Annotated in this window: 14 protein-coding genes; 6 read left to right on the top strand and 8 right to left on the bottom strand. The window is 61.0% G+C overall.

The genetic code is table 11. The annotated features are described in order from the left end of the window. Window positions 1-5 precede the first annotated feature (5 nt). Window positions 6-1,463, top strand: a complete 1,458-nt coding sequence (locus tag FIV05_RS08535; RefSeq protein ID WP_152511869.1) for a PAS domain-containing methyl-accepting chemotaxis protein — start codon at window positions 6-8, stop codon at window positions 1,461-1,463. A 101-nt stretch (window positions 1,464-1,564) separates the two neighbouring features. Here FIV05_RS08535 and FIV05_RS08530 read toward each other — a convergent pair whose 3' ends face one another. Genes FIV05_RS08530 through FIV05_RS08520 form a run of 3 tightly spaced genes read right to left on the bottom strand, consistent with a single transcriptional unit; the run spans window position 1,565 to window position 5,207 of the window. After that, the gene (locus FIV05_RS08530) at window positions 1,565-2,587 is read right to left on the bottom strand and encodes a substrate-binding domain-containing protein (RefSeq protein WP_286202304.1); all 1,023 of its coding nucleotides are present in this window, start codon (window positions 2,585-2,587) and stop codon (window positions 1,565-1,567) included. Window positions 2,588-2,643: 56 nt separating this feature from the next. Further along, window positions 2,644-3,672 carry an ABC transporter permease gene (locus FIV05_RS08525; protein WP_023002859.1) on the bottom strand — a complete coding sequence of 343 codons (1,029 nt, stop codon included), beginning with the start codon at window positions 3,670-3,672 and terminating at the stop codon, window positions 2,644-2,646. Then, window positions 3,669-5,207 (bottom strand): sugar ABC transporter ATP-binding protein, encoded by a 1,539-nt coding sequence (locus FIV05_RS08520; RefSeq protein WP_209009908.1) that lies wholly within the window; start codon window positions 5,205-5,207, stop codon window positions 3,669-3,671. The genes FIV05_RS08525 and FIV05_RS08520 overlap by 4 nt, the downstream gene beginning before the upstream one ends. A 138-nt stretch (window positions 5,208-5,345) precedes the next feature. Here FIV05_RS08520 and mtnK point away from each other — a divergent pair, with 138 nt between their 5' ends. Genes mtnK through FIV05_RS08500 form a run of 4 tightly spaced genes read left to right on the top strand, consistent with a single transcriptional unit; the run spans window position 5,346 to window position 9,391 of the window. Then, a complete protein-coding gene (mtnK, locus tag FIV05_RS08515; protein ID WP_152509250.1) occupies window positions 5,346-6,608 on the top strand; it encodes an S-methyl-5-thioribose kinase in 1,263 nt (420 codons plus the stop codon). Continuing rightward, window positions 6,605-7,714, top strand: a complete 1,110-nt coding sequence (gene mtnA, locus FIV05_RS08510; protein WP_075283981.1) for an S-methyl-5-thioribose-1-phosphate isomerase — start codon at window positions 6,605-6,607, stop codon at window positions 7,712-7,714. Before mtnK ends, mtnA begins: the two co-directional genes overlap by 4 nt. Further along, window positions 7,711-8,730: a sugar-binding transcriptional regulator gene (locus FIV05_RS08505; RefSeq protein WP_152509249.1), complete on the top strand. Its 1,020-nt coding sequence runs from the start codon at window positions 7,711-7,713 to the stop codon at window positions 8,728-8,730. The genes mtnA and FIV05_RS08505 overlap by 4 nt, the downstream gene beginning before the upstream one ends. Further along, window positions 8,723-9,391 carry a class II aldolase/adducin family protein gene (locus tag FIV05_RS08500; RefSeq protein WP_152509248.1) on the top strand — a complete coding sequence of 223 codons (669 nt, stop codon included), beginning with the start codon at window positions 8,723-8,725 and terminating at the stop codon, window positions 9,389-9,391. Before FIV05_RS08505 ends, FIV05_RS08500 begins: the two co-directional genes overlap by 8 nt. A gap of 13 nt (window positions 9,392-9,404) precedes the next feature. On the opposite strand, the gene FIV05_RS08495 is transcribed toward FIV05_RS08500, so the two are convergent. The 5 genes from FIV05_RS08495 to FIV05_RS08475 form a co-directional block, all read right to left on the bottom strand. Further along, a complete protein-coding gene (locus tag FIV05_RS08495; protein WP_055659774.1) occupies window positions 9,405-9,908 on the bottom strand; it encodes a DinB family protein in 504 nt (167 codons plus the stop codon). A 22-nt stretch (window positions 9,909-9,930) separates the two neighbouring features. Beyond that, window positions 9,931-10,590: a carbonic anhydrase gene (locus FIV05_RS08490; RefSeq protein WP_139314252.1), complete on the bottom strand. Its 660-nt coding sequence runs from the start codon at window positions 10,588-10,590 to the stop codon at window positions 9,931-9,933. Window positions 10,591-10,795: 205 nt separating this feature from the next. Continuing rightward, window positions 10,796-11,173 (bottom strand): hypothetical protein, encoded by a 378-nt coding sequence (locus FIV05_RS08485; RefSeq protein ID WP_152509247.1) that lies wholly within the window; start codon window positions 11,171-11,173, stop codon window positions 10,796-10,798. A gap of 119 nt (window positions 11,174-11,292) precedes the next feature. Further along, on the bottom strand, window positions 11,293-13,050 hold the full coding sequence (locus FIV05_RS08480) for a diguanylate cyclase (RefSeq protein WP_152509246.1): 1,758 nt from the start codon (window positions 13,048-13,050) through the stop codon (window positions 11,293-11,295). Window positions 13,051-13,250: 200 nt separating this feature from the next. Continuing rightward, on the bottom strand, window positions 13,251-15,248 hold the full coding sequence (locus FIV05_RS08475; RefSeq protein ID WP_077291546.1) for a protein meaA: 1,998 nt from the start codon (window positions 15,246-15,248) through the stop codon (window positions 13,251-13,253). 285 nt (window positions 15,249-15,533) lie between these two features. Here FIV05_RS08475 and ccrA point away from each other — a divergent pair, with 285 nt between their 5' ends. After that, on the top strand, window positions 15,534-16,829 hold the full coding sequence (gene ccrA, locus FIV05_RS08470) for a crotonyl-CoA carboxylase/reductase (RefSeq protein WP_023002848.1): 1,296 nt from the start codon (window positions 15,534-15,536) through the stop codon (window positions 16,827-16,829). Window positions 16,830-16,867: the final 38 nt, after the last annotated feature.

The raw sequence follows: 16,867 nt of genomic DNA, 5'->3' as shown, positions 1-16,867 counted from the left end.
CGAACATGTGGAAAGCCGCCTTCGATGCGCTCAATCGCTCGCAGGCGATCATCGAGTTTACACCCGAAGGCACGATCCTGACTGCCAATCCCAATTTCCTGAAGGCGATGGGCTACGCTCTCAATGAAGTTCAGGGAAAACCCCACAGCATGTTTGTCGACCCCGCCCACGCGGCATCGGCAGAATACAAGGCCTTCTGGAAAAAGCTGGCCCAAGGCGAATATCAGACCGCCGAATACCTGCGCTACGGCAAGGGCGGCCGGGAGGTCTGGATACATGCGTCCTACAATCCGATCCTCAACAGCGCCGGCAAGGTGGTCAAGGTTGTCAAGATCGCCTTCGACATCACCGAGCGCAAGCAGAAGACCGCCGACTTTGAAGGCCAGGTCGAGGCGATGAACAGGTCGCAAGCCGTGATCCATTTCGATCTCGACGGTACGATCCTTGACGCCAACGACAATTTCCTGTCCGCGATGGGTTACTCCCTTGATGAAATCAAGGGCCGCAAACACGGCATGTTCGTCGAAAAGGACCATGCGGCGAGCACGGAGTACCGGCAGTTCTGGAAGAATCTCGCCGAAGGCAAATTTCAGGCGGGTGAGTTCAAGCGCATCGGCAAGGGCGGGCGCGAAGTCTGGATCCAGGCAACCTACAATCCGATATTCGATTCCGCCGGTCGTCCCTTCAAGGTCGTGAAATTCGCGACTGACCGCACACCGCAAGTCGTCGAAAGACGTCGCCGCGCCACCGTTCAACAGGGCATCGACCAGGATCTGTCCGAAATCGCCACGGCCATTTCCAACACGACGGAACAGGCCACCACATCGGCCTCGGCGTCCGAACAGACCTATTCCAGCGTGCAGACCGTCGCGGCGGCGGCAGAAGAACTCGTTGCTTCGATTCAGGAAATCAGCCGCCAAGTCCAGACCGCGCTTGAAGTTTCGCAAAGCGCTGCGACCGAGGCCGAGCGGTCCAGTGACATCATGAGCGGGCTGTCTGAGGATGCAAAGACGATCGGTTCGGTAATCGAACTGATCGACGGCATTGCCGACCAGACAAATCTCCTGGCCCTGAACGCGACCATCGAGGCAGCGAGAGCAGGGGAAGCCGGCAAGGGCTTCGCCGTTGTTGCCTCCGAAGTGAAGAGCCTCGCCGCGCAGACAAGCAAGGCAACCGAAGAGATCTCCAATCAGATCGGCTCCATGCAGGAGACGACCGGTCAGGCAGTCGCCGCAATCGAGTCGATCCTGGCAGTCATCAAGAATGTCGGAGACATCGCCGCCAGCATCGCATCCTCGGTCGAGGAGCAATCGGCGGTTACGAACGACATATCCTCCAACATGCATTCGGCCGCACAGGGCGTGGAACGGATCACCTCCAACATGCAGTCGATCTCCTCGGCAACTGCCCAGATAGACGCCGCGACGAAGAACGTTAAGCAGGCCTCGCAATCCCTGATGTGAACACGGGACGCGCGATCTGACATCACGCCCCGTCCTTGCCAGACAAAAAAACCCGGTGCCAAGGCACCGGGTTTTCTTTTGACGGGTTTTTGAACCTGGCCTTAGCGCGCCGGAAGCGGGATCCACTCGGCAACAGAAACATCGGCATGCTGGAACTGCGGCATCTTCTGGCCCAGGTCTTCCATGTTCTTGACGTCCTGCTCGTTCAGGAAATCCTGGGTGATCAGGGTCGGCGGCACGACAACCTGCTTGCCCGGGTCTTCACCTGCCAGCATCAGCGCCAGCGTGCGCACGCTGACTTCACCGACAACCGCCGGGTTGGTCGCGACCGTTGCCGCCCAGGCGGAATCCGGCTCGCGCATGGCGGAGATATCGGCCGTGGAAACGTCCGCGGAATAAATGGCGATGTCCTGGTTGAGACCGGCTTCATCGACCGCAATCTTCACACCTTTGGCAAATTCATCGTAAGGAGCAAAGACGACGTTGATGTTCGGATTGGCCTGCAGCACCGAACGGGCCTGGTTGGCAACGGAGTTGGCAATCGGGTTATCAAGCGTGCCGAACATGGCCGCTTCCGTGATCCCCGGATTGGCTTCCTTGATTTCCTTCCAGGCGACGTCGCGGCGATCCAGCGGCGCAATGCCCGGCACATAGACATAGCCTGCGGTAAAGCTGTCGCCATTGTCCTTGATCGCCTGTTCCAGGGCCAGCTTGCCGAGCAGGTAGTCGGACTGTTCGATCTGCGGGATCGCATCGTTTTCAACGTTGACGTCGAAGGCGACAACCTTGATGCCCGCATCGACGGCGCGCTGTGCGGCGGCCTTCATGGATTCGGTCAGGCCGTGCTGGATGATGATGCCGTCGACACCAAGCGCGATGGCCTGATCGACCATGTCGGCCTGAAGGGCGGCATCCTGACGGCTGTCGAGAACACGCAGATCAACGCCAAGGGCAGCCGACTGCTTTTCAACACCCGACAGATAGGACTGGAAGAAGTCACCGGTGGACAGATAACGCACCAGCGCGATCTTGACCTCTTCCGGCTTATCGAACGGCGCCGGCATATCGGCTGCAAAAGCCGCTCCGCCGGAAAGCCCGATCCCGGCGGCAACCGCCAGCTTCATGAATTCACGTCTCAGCATTTGTTTTCCTCCCAATGGAAACGGCGCCATTCAGGGCGTCACGCTGTTCTCCGGCCCCCACGTCGCGAGGACAGGTAGAATGTGAAGACAAGGGCGGCGACCAACACGGCGCCCTTGACGAAATCCTGCATGTAGTAAGGAGCGTTCATCATCGTCAGCCCCTGAAGAAGAATGCCGACGAACAGTGCCCCTGCCGCCGTGCCGAAGGCGTTCGGGCGGGCAGCGCCCAGTACCGCGAAGCCGATGAGGGCCGCGGCCACGCTGTCGAGCAGAAGGTTGTTGCCTGAGGCAATGTCACCGCGGCCAAGGCGGGCAGCCAGCAGAATGCCGCCAACCGATGCCAGCATGCCGGAAATCATGTAGGCTACGATCTTGTAGCGCTGCACGTTGGTGCCGACCAGTTCGGCAGCCCGTTCGTTGGAGCCGATGGCATACATCAGGCGGCCATGCCGGGTGTACCCCAGGAACAGCCAGATCAGCAGCGCGATCAAAAGGAACACCACCACCGGCACCGGCAGCAACCGGTCCAGGAACAGGTCGAAGCGATGCCGGCCGAGCCACAGGAAAGCCGCGGAGAACGTTCCCTCCGCGACGACGCCTTCGCCCAGGCTCATCCCGGTCGCAATCGAATTGCCCTGGGTCGGAATGCGCTGCAAACCGATCAGAAGGAACATCATGCCAAGCGTCGCCAAAAGGTCCGGCACCCGCATCTTCACGATAAGGAACCCGTTGATCAGCCCGACGACCGCCCCCATCACCAGGCAGAGTGCAACCGCGACAAAGGCGGATTGCTCCAGCACCACCATGGAGTAGGCCGACAGCATCAGCGCCGAGGTTGCGACAGATCCGATGGACAGGTCGAATCCGCCCACCACCAGCGTACAAGTGACACCGAGCGCGAGAATGCCGGTAATGGCCACCGACTGCAGGATGAAGACGGCCGAACGCGGGCTGGCAAAGCCGCTGGCATAGAGACTGAAGAAAAGGGCCAGTCCGCCGAGTAGGACGAGGAAGCCGTAGCGGATGGCAAGTTCGAGCGGGTTCTTGTTCATTGTTCCGGTATTCATCCTGCCATTGCCTGCGTTGCTGGCTCGCTCTGCCCCTGCCCGCTTGCGGGCCCCGAGACATCCGCGACCAGACGGTTCAGGTCGACGTTCTTGTTGATGTATTCGCCGACGATGGCGGCCTCGTGCATGACGACGATGCGGTCGGCGATTTCCAGGGCCTCGTCGATTTCCGCCACGAAGACGAGTGTCGTGCGCCCTTTTGCGGTCTGCCGGATGTAGTGACCGATGTCCCGCCGGGCGCCGATGTCGACACCCTGGAAAGGTTCGTCCAGCAGCAATACGCGGCTTGCCTGCAACAGCCAGCGGCCGATCATGACCTTCTGCTGGTTGCCACCCGACAAGGTGTTGATGCCGTCGCCGTTGCCCTGACAGACGATCCCGATCTTGCCGATCATGTCGTCAGCAGCCCGGCGCTGTCCGCGTTCGCTCAGGAAAGAGAACCGGCTGAATGCCCTGAGGAACGGCAGTGTCATGTTGTTGGCGATGTCGAAGTCCGGCACCACGGCGTTCACGCTGCGGTCCTTGGGCGACATGAACACACCCTTGGCGACGGCGTCTTCCGCACTCTTCGGAGTGTAGGCCTTGCCGTCCAGGCGCAAGGTGCCGCCGGCCGGTTTCGCAAGGCCAAACAGCACTTCCGCCAGTTCCGTGGTGCCGCTGCCGAGCAGACCCGTCAGGGCTACCACTTCGCCTTCGCGAGCAGTCAGATCGATCTGCGGGCCATTTTCGTGTAGGCGCACACCATCTACTTCCAGGATCGGATCGCCGCCGGCAACCGGATCGATATCGACCTCGGTCATCTGGTGGCCAAGCATGGCGTTGACCGCGCCGACATAGTCCAGCGGCTCTGTCTCGAACAGGCCGGAAATCGCCCCGTCGCGCATGGAAACGATCCGGTCGGCCACGCGGCGGATGTCCGACATGCGGTGGGAAATATAGAGAATGGCGACACCTTCCGCACGCAGCCGGTCAATCAGCGCGAACAGGCGGTCGGCTTCGGAAGCGGACAGAGATGAGGTCGGCTCGTCCAGAATGAGCAACTTCGGCGCGCGGGCCATGGCACGTGCGATCGCGATCATCTGGCGGTCGGCAACCTCCAGATCCGCAACACGGGTGCGCACGTCCATCGTCAGCCCCATGCTTTCGGCAACCTTGCGGGCCTGCCGGCGAAGTTTCCTGTCGTTGACGAAGAAATCGGCACCCGGTTCGGTCAGGAGGTCCAGCGTCAGGTTGGTGGCAACATCGAGATCCGGAATGACGCCGTCATCGATGGACTGGTGCACGGTCACGACGCCCTTTGAGATGGCATCGGCCGCGTCAAGCGGCTTGAAGGGCGCACCGGCCAGCTCGATCTCGCCGGCATCGGCAAAATGATAGCCGCACAGGACCTTCACCAGCGTCGACTTGCCGGCACCGTTGGCTCCCATCAGCGCCGTGACTTCGCCGGCGCGCAGCTCCAGATCGATCCCCCGAAGCACGTGGTTGCGCCCGAAGGACTTTTCCAAGCCGCTCAATTTACAGGTGACGTCTGGCACCTTTCCTCCCGATATTTTTGCGAGTTCCTCCCCCGCTTCTCATCGTTACAACACGCTAAATAGGCATTTGTCAACTGTGTTGACTTTTGAATAATCTTGACCATTATCGGGGCAAAATAGGGAGGAACAAGACCCAAGATGGACACGCCAGACCTCTATCGGCCCCTCACGCCGGAAACGCTCGGCGAAAGACTTTCCGGCATTTCCGCCGTTGCGGACAGGATCGGAGCAGACCCGTCTGACTGGACCGTTCGCGAAGTTGGCGACGGCAACCTGAACCTCGTCTTCATTGTCGAGGGCCCCAAAGGCACGATCATCGTCAAGCAGGCACTGCCCTATGTGCGCCTGGTCGGCGACAGCTGGCCGCTGCCGCTTTATCGCGCGCTTTACGAGAACCATGCGCTTGTACGACAGGCCGCCCGTGATCCGGGCGCAGTGCCGGAGGTCTACCACTTCGATGAGGACCAGGCGCTGATCGTCATGGAATTCCTCTCGCCGCACAAGATCCTGCGGCGCAAGCTGATCGATGGTGAAAAGGTTGCAGGACTCGGTGCTTTCCTTGGCACCTTCTGCGCCCGCACCGCGTTTCGCGGCTCGGAACTGTCCATGAAGAGCGCAGACAAGAAGGCCGATGTCAGCCTGTTCGCCGGCAACGTGGAAATCCCCGCAATCACCGAAGCGCTGGTGTTCACCGATCCTTATTATGCTGCTGAAATGAACCACCACACGGAAGGTCTTGACCCCGTTGTGGCAGACCTGCGCACCAATGCCGAACTGAAGGCAAAGGTGCAGCGGTTCCTGATGAAATTTGCCTCCAACACCGAAACCATGGTGCACGGCGACCTGCACAGCGGCTCCATCATGTCCACGGACAGCGACAGCCGTGTCATCGATCCCGAATTCGTGCAATACGGCCCGCTCGGCTTCGACATCGGAATGCTGACAGCCAACTTCCTGATGGCCTATTTCAGCCAGCCGGCCCATCGCAGCGCGGAAACACTCGAGGATTTCCAGGAATGGGTTTTGTCGGTCATCGCCGAAACCTTCTCATCCTTCGAGGCCGAGTTCACCCGCCTCTGGAACACCGAGCGCACCGGCATGCTTTATCCGGCTTCCCTGTTCGAGGATCAGGGGCAGGCATCAGACTTCGCATGTGCGGGCCTCCTGCAGGATATCCGCAACGAGGCCATGGGCTATTGCGGTATCGAGATGCACCGCCGCACCCTGTCGCTCGCCCATAATGCCGACTTCGAGGAAATCGAGGACAAGCAGCTGAAGCGCCGTCTGGAAACGCGCAACCTGCTGATGGGGGCCGACCTCATCCTGTCGCCAGAAAGTTACGGCTCGACCGATGCGCTCGTGAAGCTTGCGCGCCAATTCAACAAGAAGGACATCCCATGAAGGTCAACGGCACTCATTACCGCTCGCTCTGGTGGGATGACGACAAGGCTGCCCTGCAGATCATCGATCAGCGCTGGCTGCCGCACGAATTCCGCATCCAGCAGGTCGACACACTTCAGGACTTCGCCGACGCCATCGTTGAGATGCGCGTGCGCGGCGCGCCGCTCATTGGTGCAACCGCTGCCTACGGTATGGCACTGGCCGCAAAGATCGACCCGTCCAATGCGCATCTGGACACGGCCTGGGAGTTTCTCGACAAGACCCGGCCGACGGCCATCAACCTGCGTTGGGCGCTCAACCGCTGCCGTGCGCACCTGCTCCCGCTGCCGGAAGCTGACCGTCCCGCCGCTGCGCTGAAGCTCGCGCACGAGATCTCCGACGAGGATGTCGGCATCAACCACAGCATCGGCCAGAATGGTCTTGAGATCATCCGCAAGATCGCAGCGGGCAAGAAGGACGGAGAGCCTGTTCGCATCCTGACCCATTGCAACGCCGGCTGGATTGCGACCGTCGACTGGGGCACGGCGACGAGCCCGATGTACCAGGCCCATGACGCCGGCATTCCGATCCATGTCTGGGTGGATGAAACCCGCCCGCGCAACCAGGGTGCCCTCACCTCCTGGGAATTGGGCAGCCACGGCATTCCGCACACCTACATCACCGACAACGCCGGCGGCCACCTGATGCAGCACGGCCTTGTCGACATGGTCATCGTCGGAACGGACCGCACCACGCGCCGAGGCGACGTCTGCAACAAGATCGGCACCTATCTGAAGGCACTTGCCGCCAAGGCCAACAACGTGCCGTTCTACGTTGCCCTGCCTTCACCGACCATCGACTGGACGGTAGATGACGGCGTTGCCGAAATTCCGATCGAGGAACGCCAGGAACGCGAAGTCACGCACATCCAGGGCCTGACGGACGACGGCAAGATCGGCGTCGTCCAGGTGACACCGGTTGGCACGCCCGGCGGCAATCCTGCCTTCGATGTCACGCCGAACCACCTCGTCACCGGCCTGATTACCGAACGCGGTGTCTGCGAGGCCAGCGCCGAAGGCCTTGCCGCGCTCTTCCCGGATCTCAGCAGGATCGCCAAGAGCGCATGAGCCCTGGCCCGACCAGTTCCCGGCCAACCGGCACCAAGGCCGCGGCACCCTCCGCGGCCACCAGGGCGCGCAGCCAGGACGACGCCATCATCGAGGTCACCTGGTGCTACTACCAGGAAGGCATGAACCAGAACGAGATCGCCGAACGCCTCGGCATTTCGCGGGCGACGGTCGTCAACTATCTGTCCGAAGCGCGAAAACGCGATTATGTCCGCATCACGCTGGATACGGACATCTTCCGCGATCACGATCTGGCGCGCCGTCTCGTCGACCGGTTTGGTCTGCAGGACGCCATCGTCGTTCCGACATCTTCTGCCGGGGCCGATCAGTCCCTTGACCGGGTCACCCGTGTGGTTGCCGACTGGCTGCCGGGCCTGCTGGAACCGGGCGACCGGCTTGGCGTTGCCTGGGGCGAAACGGTCTACCGGGTGGCGGAGGCCGCGCCGCGGGTAACAGTGCCGGACCTTACCGTGGTTCAGCTGGTCGGCTCGCGCCCGGCAGCCCTCGGCTTTGCCGCGGAAACCTGCTCGGCAACGCTCGCCCGCCGCTATGGCGCGCACTGCGTCAACCTTCATGTGCCGCTGCTCTTGTCCAATCGGGCGCTGGTGGAAGAACTGAAGCGGGAACCGGTGATCCGCATGCAGCTTGATGCGGTGGCCGACTGCAACAAGACCATCTTCGCCTGCGGCACCTGCACGGCAGACAGCCACGTTGTCCATACCGGTCTGCTTGACCCCGCCGACGTTGCCCCATGCGCGGAACGCGGTGCTATCGGCGTGATCTGTGGCCGCCTGATCGACCACGACGGCAACGGTCTCAACCGGGAAATCGAGGACCGGATGATTGCCGTGACGCTGGACCAGATGCGCGGCAAGGACATGGGCCTGCTGGTCGGCTCCGGCCCGGACCGTGCCAGACCGATGCTGGCCGCCCTGCGCGGCGGCTACGCCACCCACATCGCCACCTGCTCGGAAACGGCGACGGAAATGCTCAATCTGACGGAAAACAATGCTTAAGACGCCTTATCAGGACACACCCGAACTTCGCCAGGCCATCATCGATTCCTGCAAGGAGATGAACAGCCGCGGTATCAACCAGGGCACATCGGGCAATATTTCCGCGCGCGCAGGCGACCGGATGATCATCACGCCCTCCGGCGTGCCCTATGACCGCATGACCCCGGAGATGCTGGCCTCCATCCCGCTGGACGGAGACAGCGCTTTCGAAGGGCCCCTGCCGCCTTCAACCGAATGGCAGTTCCACCTTGCGCTGCTGCGGGCAAAGCCGGAGATGCACGCAGTCGTACACGCCCACCCGGTCCACTGCACCGCGCTGGCGATCAACCGGATGGAGATCCCCTCCTGCCATTACATGATCGCGCTCTTCGGTGGTGACACGGTTCCCCTGGCAGGCTACGCCCTTTTCGGCAGCGACGAACTTGCGCGAGAAGTGACAGACGTCATGAAAGACCGGCAAGGCTGCCTGATGGCCAACCACGGTGCAGTTGTTGTCGGCGAGACCCTTGAAAAGGGCCTCTGGCGTCTTGAGGAACTGGAAGTCCTGGCCAAGGCCTATATCCTCAGCCGGACGATCGGCTCGCCGCACATTCTCTCAAAGTCCGAGATCGACGCAGTGCTTGGCGCGGTGAAGAACTACGGAATGAAGACGGAAGTCTGAACAGGCTTCCCCGTCACACCAGATCGGGCATGAACGGCAGATCGGTAACACCGATGTCATGCCCGGCCTGTGTCAACAGCGTCGACACCTGGCCGCGATGATGGGTCTGGTGATTGAACATGTGGGTGACAAGCATCCAGCGCGGCCGGGACCGGGGAATACCGTCCTGGCCGCTTGTCCATTCCAGATCCTCCGCCAGCCAGTCTATGGTCAGCCACTCGGCAAAGTCGGAAATCTGCAGGCACATGTCGAAATGGGCGGCTTTCAACTCATCGAAATTCTCGAAGAGGTCAACGCCCATGCCCTTGATTTCGTATTTGCGGCCGGTGAAGCGACCCATCCAGGCCCTGTCGGCAAACAGGATGTGGTTAAGCGTGGAATGCACGGACCGGAAGAAGGCACCCCGGTCGGCCTTGCGGTCTTCATCGCTCATGAGATCCGCTGCCGCATAGACCTTTTCGGTCATCCAGCTGTTGTATTTGGCCATTCGGCGATAGAGCACCGGATCGACGAGCATGACGTCCCTTTCCTTGCAGCGCTTATCCCGCAGTGGCGAGAGCTTCAGGGGCTGTCGTGGAGAATCTCTGTGTTTCGGCGTCCATGACCCGCAATTCGCCGGACCCGATGTCGAACCAGGACCCGTGCAGGCTGAGCGAACCCGCCGAAACGGCCGCCTCGATGAACGGGAAGGTCATTAGGTTCTTCAGCGACTGGCGGATACCGGCATATTCCATGGCAAGCTGAGGATCGTCGGCCTTGTCCACCGGCATGCAGGCCATCGCGATTGCCGCCGGCTCCAGCAACTTGATCCACCGGCCGATGAACTGACCTGTCGCCATCGGCGCATTCGCGTTTTCCCGGAACGCCTTCACGCCACCGCACTGGCCATGTCCCATGATCACAATGTGCTTGACCTTGAGCCCGTTGACCGCGAATTCGATCGCGGCGCTGGTGCCATGCTGACCTTCCGTATCCTCGTATGGCGGCACCAGGTTGGCAACGTTGCGCACCACGAACAATTCGCCCGGACCGACATTGAAGATGCCTTCCGGCGTAACCCGGCTGTCGCAGCAGGAAATCACCATCACATCCGGCGTCTGACCGTAGACCGCCAAGCGTTCATGGGTTTCCTTGTACCTGACGAACCCCTTGTTGAGGTAACGGCCGTAGCCTTCGAGAAGATGTGCGGGGAAAGTCAAACTCAAGTCTCCAGCTCTTGTCACCCGGGATCAGCCACCTGCACCAGATGTGGGAGGCCTGCCAACCGGAACGGCGGCACCTGATGCTGCATCCCGAAGGACGCGCACCTGTGCACGAACGATAGGGGATCTCCCCTGCCGGCCATAGATACGGGTTAATACGTAACGAGCCAAGTGGCTTCAACCTTTTGGACGACTTCGCCCGTCAGGTCGCGACATTCACCTCATGGGGCGGCTCACCGTCCTCGTGATCCTCATAGGCATGACGGACGTTGTCCGCGGGCATCCTGTCGACAGGTCCCCGCAAGGGGTGTACCGGCCCGTGATCAATGCCCGGCTCCATGACCTGCAACGCGACAGCCCGATAGGCGGCAACGCCATCCAGCACATGATTTACGGTGTGGTGATCGTCAACAAGAACTGCCGGAGTGTCCTCGGACATCCCGTTTTCATTTTCGTGGCGCTCTGCGGTGTCACGCTTCTTTCTGCGGTCGTAACCGGTGCCGTCACCGTCACGGTCCGCGGGGTACTCTGTCGCATGCGCCACGACCTGGGCCGATTGCGGCCTTTCGATCGTCGCCATTCCGGCCTCCTGGCCCTCAGAGAATTGCCGCCTTCTGGCGGAACCCGCCAATTGTTTCAACAAAGGGTTAACAAAACTTTACGTTAAGTTAACCCTCGGTATTGTCAAAGGCAACTGCCTCAGGCCGACTGGGACCGAGGGGTCGGATAGTCGACACAGACCCGGTTGCGGCCCGACGATTTGGCAATGTAAAGCGCCTGATCCGCCCGGGCGATCGTGTCTTCGACATCACGATCATCAGCCGTGACTTCCGCCAGCCCAATGCTGACCGTGACGGAGATATTGCCAACGCCGGCATCCACGGTGAGGGCTGCAATTCTCAACCTGATGCGCTCGGCCAGGACCCAGGCCCCGTTTGCGTCGTTTTCCCTCAGGAGGAGAACGAATTCTTCCCCGCCGAACCGGGCAGCCTTGTCGGTCGAACGGATTTCTTCAACGATGGCATCACCGATGGCCCGGATGACGTCGTCACCGGCCCGGTGCCCGAATTGGTCATTGACGGCCTTGAAGTGGTCCGCATCGATCATCAGCACGCTGAACAGCCGGTCGTGGCGCTGGAAGGTCGCAAAGGCATCTTCCGCAAACGGCTGGAACGCACGCCGGTTCAGGAGGCCCGACAGGGAATCGCGTTCCGCCAGCGTTCTCAAGGAGCGGATGTCGGCTCCCAGTTGCCGGTTCCGTTCCTCACTGGACCGTATGTTGCGGCTGTATTCGTCCTTCAGAACCGCCAGCATGTCCCGGGCTGTCCTTGCGCTTTCTTCCACGGTACCGAGCCGGCGCAGCAGCGACCTGACGGAGGCAGACACCTGCGAAAGTTCCCGGAACCCGTGCAGACGCGGAACTGTCGTTTCCTTTTCGTCACGCCCGATCCTGTCCAGCGCTGAAACCAGGCCGAGAAGCGGCTGCGAGATGGTGCGAGACGCAAGCCATGCCAGCAGCGCGGAAAGACAGGCGACCGCAAATCCGATCAGAAAGATATTGCGAACCAGAGCCGCCACCCGAGCCGACACGACGCTGACCGGCTGCTGCACGGCGACTTTCCAGCCCAGCCCCGGATAATCGCCAAGGCCCGAGGTTTCGACCTCCGCGACCACCATGTCGGGATTGCCGGGATCGTAGGCAGCATTCTCCCGGGAGAGGCTCGTGCCTTCGGCGTCTTCCCCGACAAGCACCGTGCCGTCGCGCGCAAGCACGAAGAGGTCGAGCCCTTCCTTGCCGAGATTGTTTTCCAGAACATCGCGCCGGGTTTCTTCCGCCCAGCTCCAGCTCATGTGCGCGCCAAGCACGCCCGCCAGTTTTCCGTTTTCGTCCTTTACCGGCATTGCCACGTCGACGAAACGAAACGGCGCTTCATCGGGGCTTGTCCGCAACAGGTGGTCAAGCAGCTTGGCAAGATGCACATCCTCGACCGCAGGCCCTTTCAGACCACTGATGAACCAGGGCCGCTCGGCGACGGATGCGCCCTCCAGCATGCCTTTGGTTGCCGCCACGACCGTGCCGTCGACAGATGCAAATCCGATCCAGGCATATTGCGGCAGGCTGCGCTGCAACTGGTCAAGCGTTTCACGAATGATGTCGGGATTGCGCGTCCAGACGGGCTTCAGCAGTTCCATGTCTGCGACGTTGCGCACTTCGCGGTAACGGTCGAACATCGTCTGGTCCAGCCGCTGCGCCATGCTGCGCGCAATCAGGGTCAGGTCCCACTGGTTTTCCCGGATGGCTTCGCCGCGTGCAATCAGGGCCGCACCGAATGCGGCCACCGCGATCGAAAAGATGCAAAGCGAAGCCGCCAAAAGGGCAACCTGCTGGCGCAGACTGGTCCCGTCCCGCAATCCGATGAGGACTGAAGTTATTCTGGAAATTGGCTTACGTATCATCGGATCGTTTCCTGCTTAGACCCGCGCTAAGGGAAACTACTAATGGCCAAGTATAAATAAATCTTGAACCCGCCAGCGAAACCGACGCAGCCACGACTGCGCCAGTTGCAACTGAAAGTTTATCCGAGACTAGAAGAGCGAATAATTTTCGCCAATAAATACTTCAATCGGCATTATTGTCACTTTCGACGAAGGCCGGTTCAAGCAGCCTGTTCTGCGCGGTTGCCGACAATCTTCACCACATCGGCCATGATATCGGTGAGCTGGAAGTCCTTGGGCGTATAGACCGCCGCAATGCCTTGCGCCTTGAGCTGTGCCGCGTCTTCGTCAGGGATAATCCCACCAACCACGACCGGGATATCGTCCGCGCCGGCTGCCCGGAGGCGGTCCATCACATCACGCACCAGGGCCAGGTGCGAGCCGGACAGAATCGACAGACCGATCACGTGAACGTCTTCTTCCACCGCGGCGTTGACGATTTGCGCCGGCGTTAGCCGGATTCCCTCATAGACCACCTCCATGCCGCAGTCGCGCGCCCTGACGGCAATCTGTTCCGCTCCGTTCGAATGCCCGTCGAGACCCGGTTTGCCGACCAGGAACTTCAGTCGGCGACCGAGTTTCTTTGACACTGCTTCCACATCCGAGCGGATGTCTGCCAAGGTGCCGGCATTGTCCCGCACGGCCTGGCCGACACCGGTCGGAGCACGGTACTCGCCAAAGACCTCGCGCAGTGTCCGGCCCCATTCGCCTGTGGTCGCTCCGGCCTTGGCCGCGGCAATCGAGGGCTCCATGATGTTGCGGCCTTCCTGGGCGGCGGCTTTCAGGTCCGCCAGCGCGGTTTCGACCGCAGCTTGATCGCGTGCATCGCGCCAGGCCTTGACCTTCTCGACCGCCTCTTCCTCGACATGCTCGGAAACGGTGAGAATGCCGCCATCTTCCCCGGCGGCCAGAGGTGAAGGCTCGCTGTCCGTCCAGCGGTTGACGCCGACCACCACCTGGTCGCCGCCTTCGATCGCGGCAAGGCGTGCGGAATTGGCTTCCACAAGCTGGCGCTTCATGTAGCTGCTATCGACCGCGGCGACCGCACCACCCATGGCATCGATCCGGGCAAGTTCCTCGCGGGCTTGCGCCTTCAGCTCTTCCACCTTGCGGGTAATTTCGGCGGAGCCGTCAAAAATGTCCGCATAGTCCAGAAGGTCGGTCTCATAGGCAACGATCTGCTGCATTCGCAGCGACCACTGCTGGTCGAACGGTCGCGGCAGGCCCAGCGCCTCGTTCCATGCCGGCAGTTGCACGGCGCGGGCGCGCGCATTCTTGGACAAGACCACCGCCAGCATCTCGATGAGGATACGGTAGACGTTGTTTTCCGGCTGCGGCTCGGTCAGCCCGAGGCTGTTCACCTGAACGCCATAGCGGAAGCGGCGATAGCGCTCGTCCTCGACGCCATAGCGCTCCAGGCAGATCTCGTCCCACAATTCGGTGAAGGCGCGCATCTTGCACATCTCGGTAATGAACCGCATGCCCGCATTGACGAAGAAGGAAATCCGGCCGACAGCCTTCGGGAAGTCTTCATCGGGAATGGCACCACTCGCCTTGATGGAATCCAGAATGGCCACCGCCGTTGCCAGCGCGAAGGACAACTCCTGAACCGGTGTCGCACCTGCTTCCTGCAAATGATAGGAGCAGACGTTCATCGGATTCCATTTGGGCATGTTGGAATAGGTCCAGGCGATGACATCGGTCGTCAGCCTGAGCGATGGCGCCGGCGGAAACACATAGGTGCCCCGGGACAGATATTCCTTGATGATGTCGTTCTGGGTCGTGCCCGACAGCAATTTGCGGTCGGCGCCCTGTTCGTCGGCAGCCGCTATATAGAGCGACAGCAGCCAGGGTGCGGTCGCGTTGATCGTCATGGAGGTGTTCATCCGCTCCAGCGGAATGTCCTGGAACAGGGTGCGCATGTCGCCGAGATGAGCCACCGGAACACCGACCTTGCCCACTTCGCCGCGCGCCAGGGCGTCATCCGGATCATAGCCGGTCTGAGTCGGCAGATCGAACGCAACGGACAGGCCAGTCTGACCCTTGGCAAGATTGCCACGGTAGAGCTTGTTCGATTCGGCCGCCGTCGAGTGACCCGCGTAGGTCCGGAAAATCCACGGACGATCTTTCTCCGGCCGGCTCTCACCCGATGCACTCATGCCACTCATCCTCCTAAGGCGTTCTGCTGCCTGTTTTTTCTTGATTTGGCAGCACCGCGTCAGCCTGTTTCTCCCGAACAGTCAGCAGTGTGCCGGAGTTTACGCGACTGCGAAACCCCAATGTGCAATGCAAAATATGGTTGGCATCAAAACGCAAGTTAAGCAATAGTCGTATAGAACGGTGATCGTTTTTGAACAATAGTTGCGCAAAATTGGGTATTTGCCCGATTACGACTTGTGCAAATGCGAAATTCTGAGGCCCAAAAGAAGCCCTGGGAGGGGAGAATGACAGCGACCGCGGAAGCCAATGACAACCAAACGCGAGAGGGCGCGCCGGTGAAAGATCTTTATGAAATCGGAGAGATCCCGCCGCTCGGACACGTTCCCAAAAACATGTATGCCTGGACCATCCGCCGTGAACGCCACGGACCGCCGGAAGACGCCATGAAACTGGAAGTCGTGCCGACCTGGGAACTCGACAGCCACGAGGTTCTGGTTCTGGTGATGGCCGCCGGCGTCAACTACAACGGCATCTGGGCAGGCCTCGGCCAGCCGATCAGCCCGTTCGACGGTCACGGCGCCGCCTATCATATTGCCGGCTCCGATGCCTCGGGCATCGTCTGGGCCGTTGGTGACAAGGTCAAGCGCTGGAAAGTGGGCGACGAGGTCGTGGTTCATTGTAATCAGGACGACGGCGACGACGAGGAGTGCAACGGTGGCGACCCGATGTTCTCCACCTCCCAGCGGATCTGGGGCTACGAGACACCGGACGGCTCGTTCTCGCAATTCACCCGCGTGCAGGCCCAGCAGCTTATGCCCCGGCCGCGCCACCTGACCTGGGAAGAAAGCGCCTGCTACACGCTGACGCTCGCGACCGCCTATCGCATGCTGTTCGGCCATCACCCGCATGAGCTGAAGCCGGGTCAGAACGTGCTTGTCTGGGGCGCCTCGGGTGGCCTTGGCTCCTACGCCATCCAGTTGATTACGGCAGCAGGCGCCAATGCCATCGGCGTCATCTCTGACGAGGACAAGCGCCAGTTCGTGCTGGATCTCGGCGCCAAGGGCGTGATCAACCGCAAGGACTTCAAGTGCTGGGGTCAATTGCCGACGGTCGGCTCGCCCGAATATGCGGAATGGTTCGCGGAAGCGCGCAAGTTCGGCAAGGCGATCTGGGACATCACCGGCAAGGGCAACAACGTCGATATCGTCTTCGAACACCCGGGCGAGGCAACCTTCCCGGTCTCCACCCTGGTCTGCAAGAAGGGCGGCATGGTCGTTATTTGCGCAGGTACGTCAGGCTTCAACTGCACCTTCGACGTCCGCTACATGTGGATGCACCAGAAGCGCCTTCAAGGGTCACACTTCGCCCATCTGAAGCAGGCCTCGGCCGCCAACAAGCTGATGATCGAACGGCGCATCGACCCTTACATGTCCGAGGTCTTCCCCTGGGATCAGATCCCGAAGGCCCATACCAAGATGTGGAAGAACCAGCACGCACCGGGCAACATGTCCGTCCTGGTCTGCGCACCGACCACCGGTCTTCGGACCTATGAGGACGTTCTGGAAGCCTCCACCCGCTGATCCGGCGCCGCCGCCTTCAGGGCAACCACCTGCAGGCG

Source organism: Labrenzia sp. THAF191a, from assembly GCF_009363335.1.
GTDB classification, from domain to species: domain Bacteria; phylum Pseudomonadota; class Alphaproteobacteria; order Rhizobiales; family Stappiaceae; genus Roseibium; species Roseibium algicola.
The sequence above is the reverse complement of the archived record's forward strand: the minus strand, read 5'-3'. Positions and strand labels throughout refer to the sequence as shown.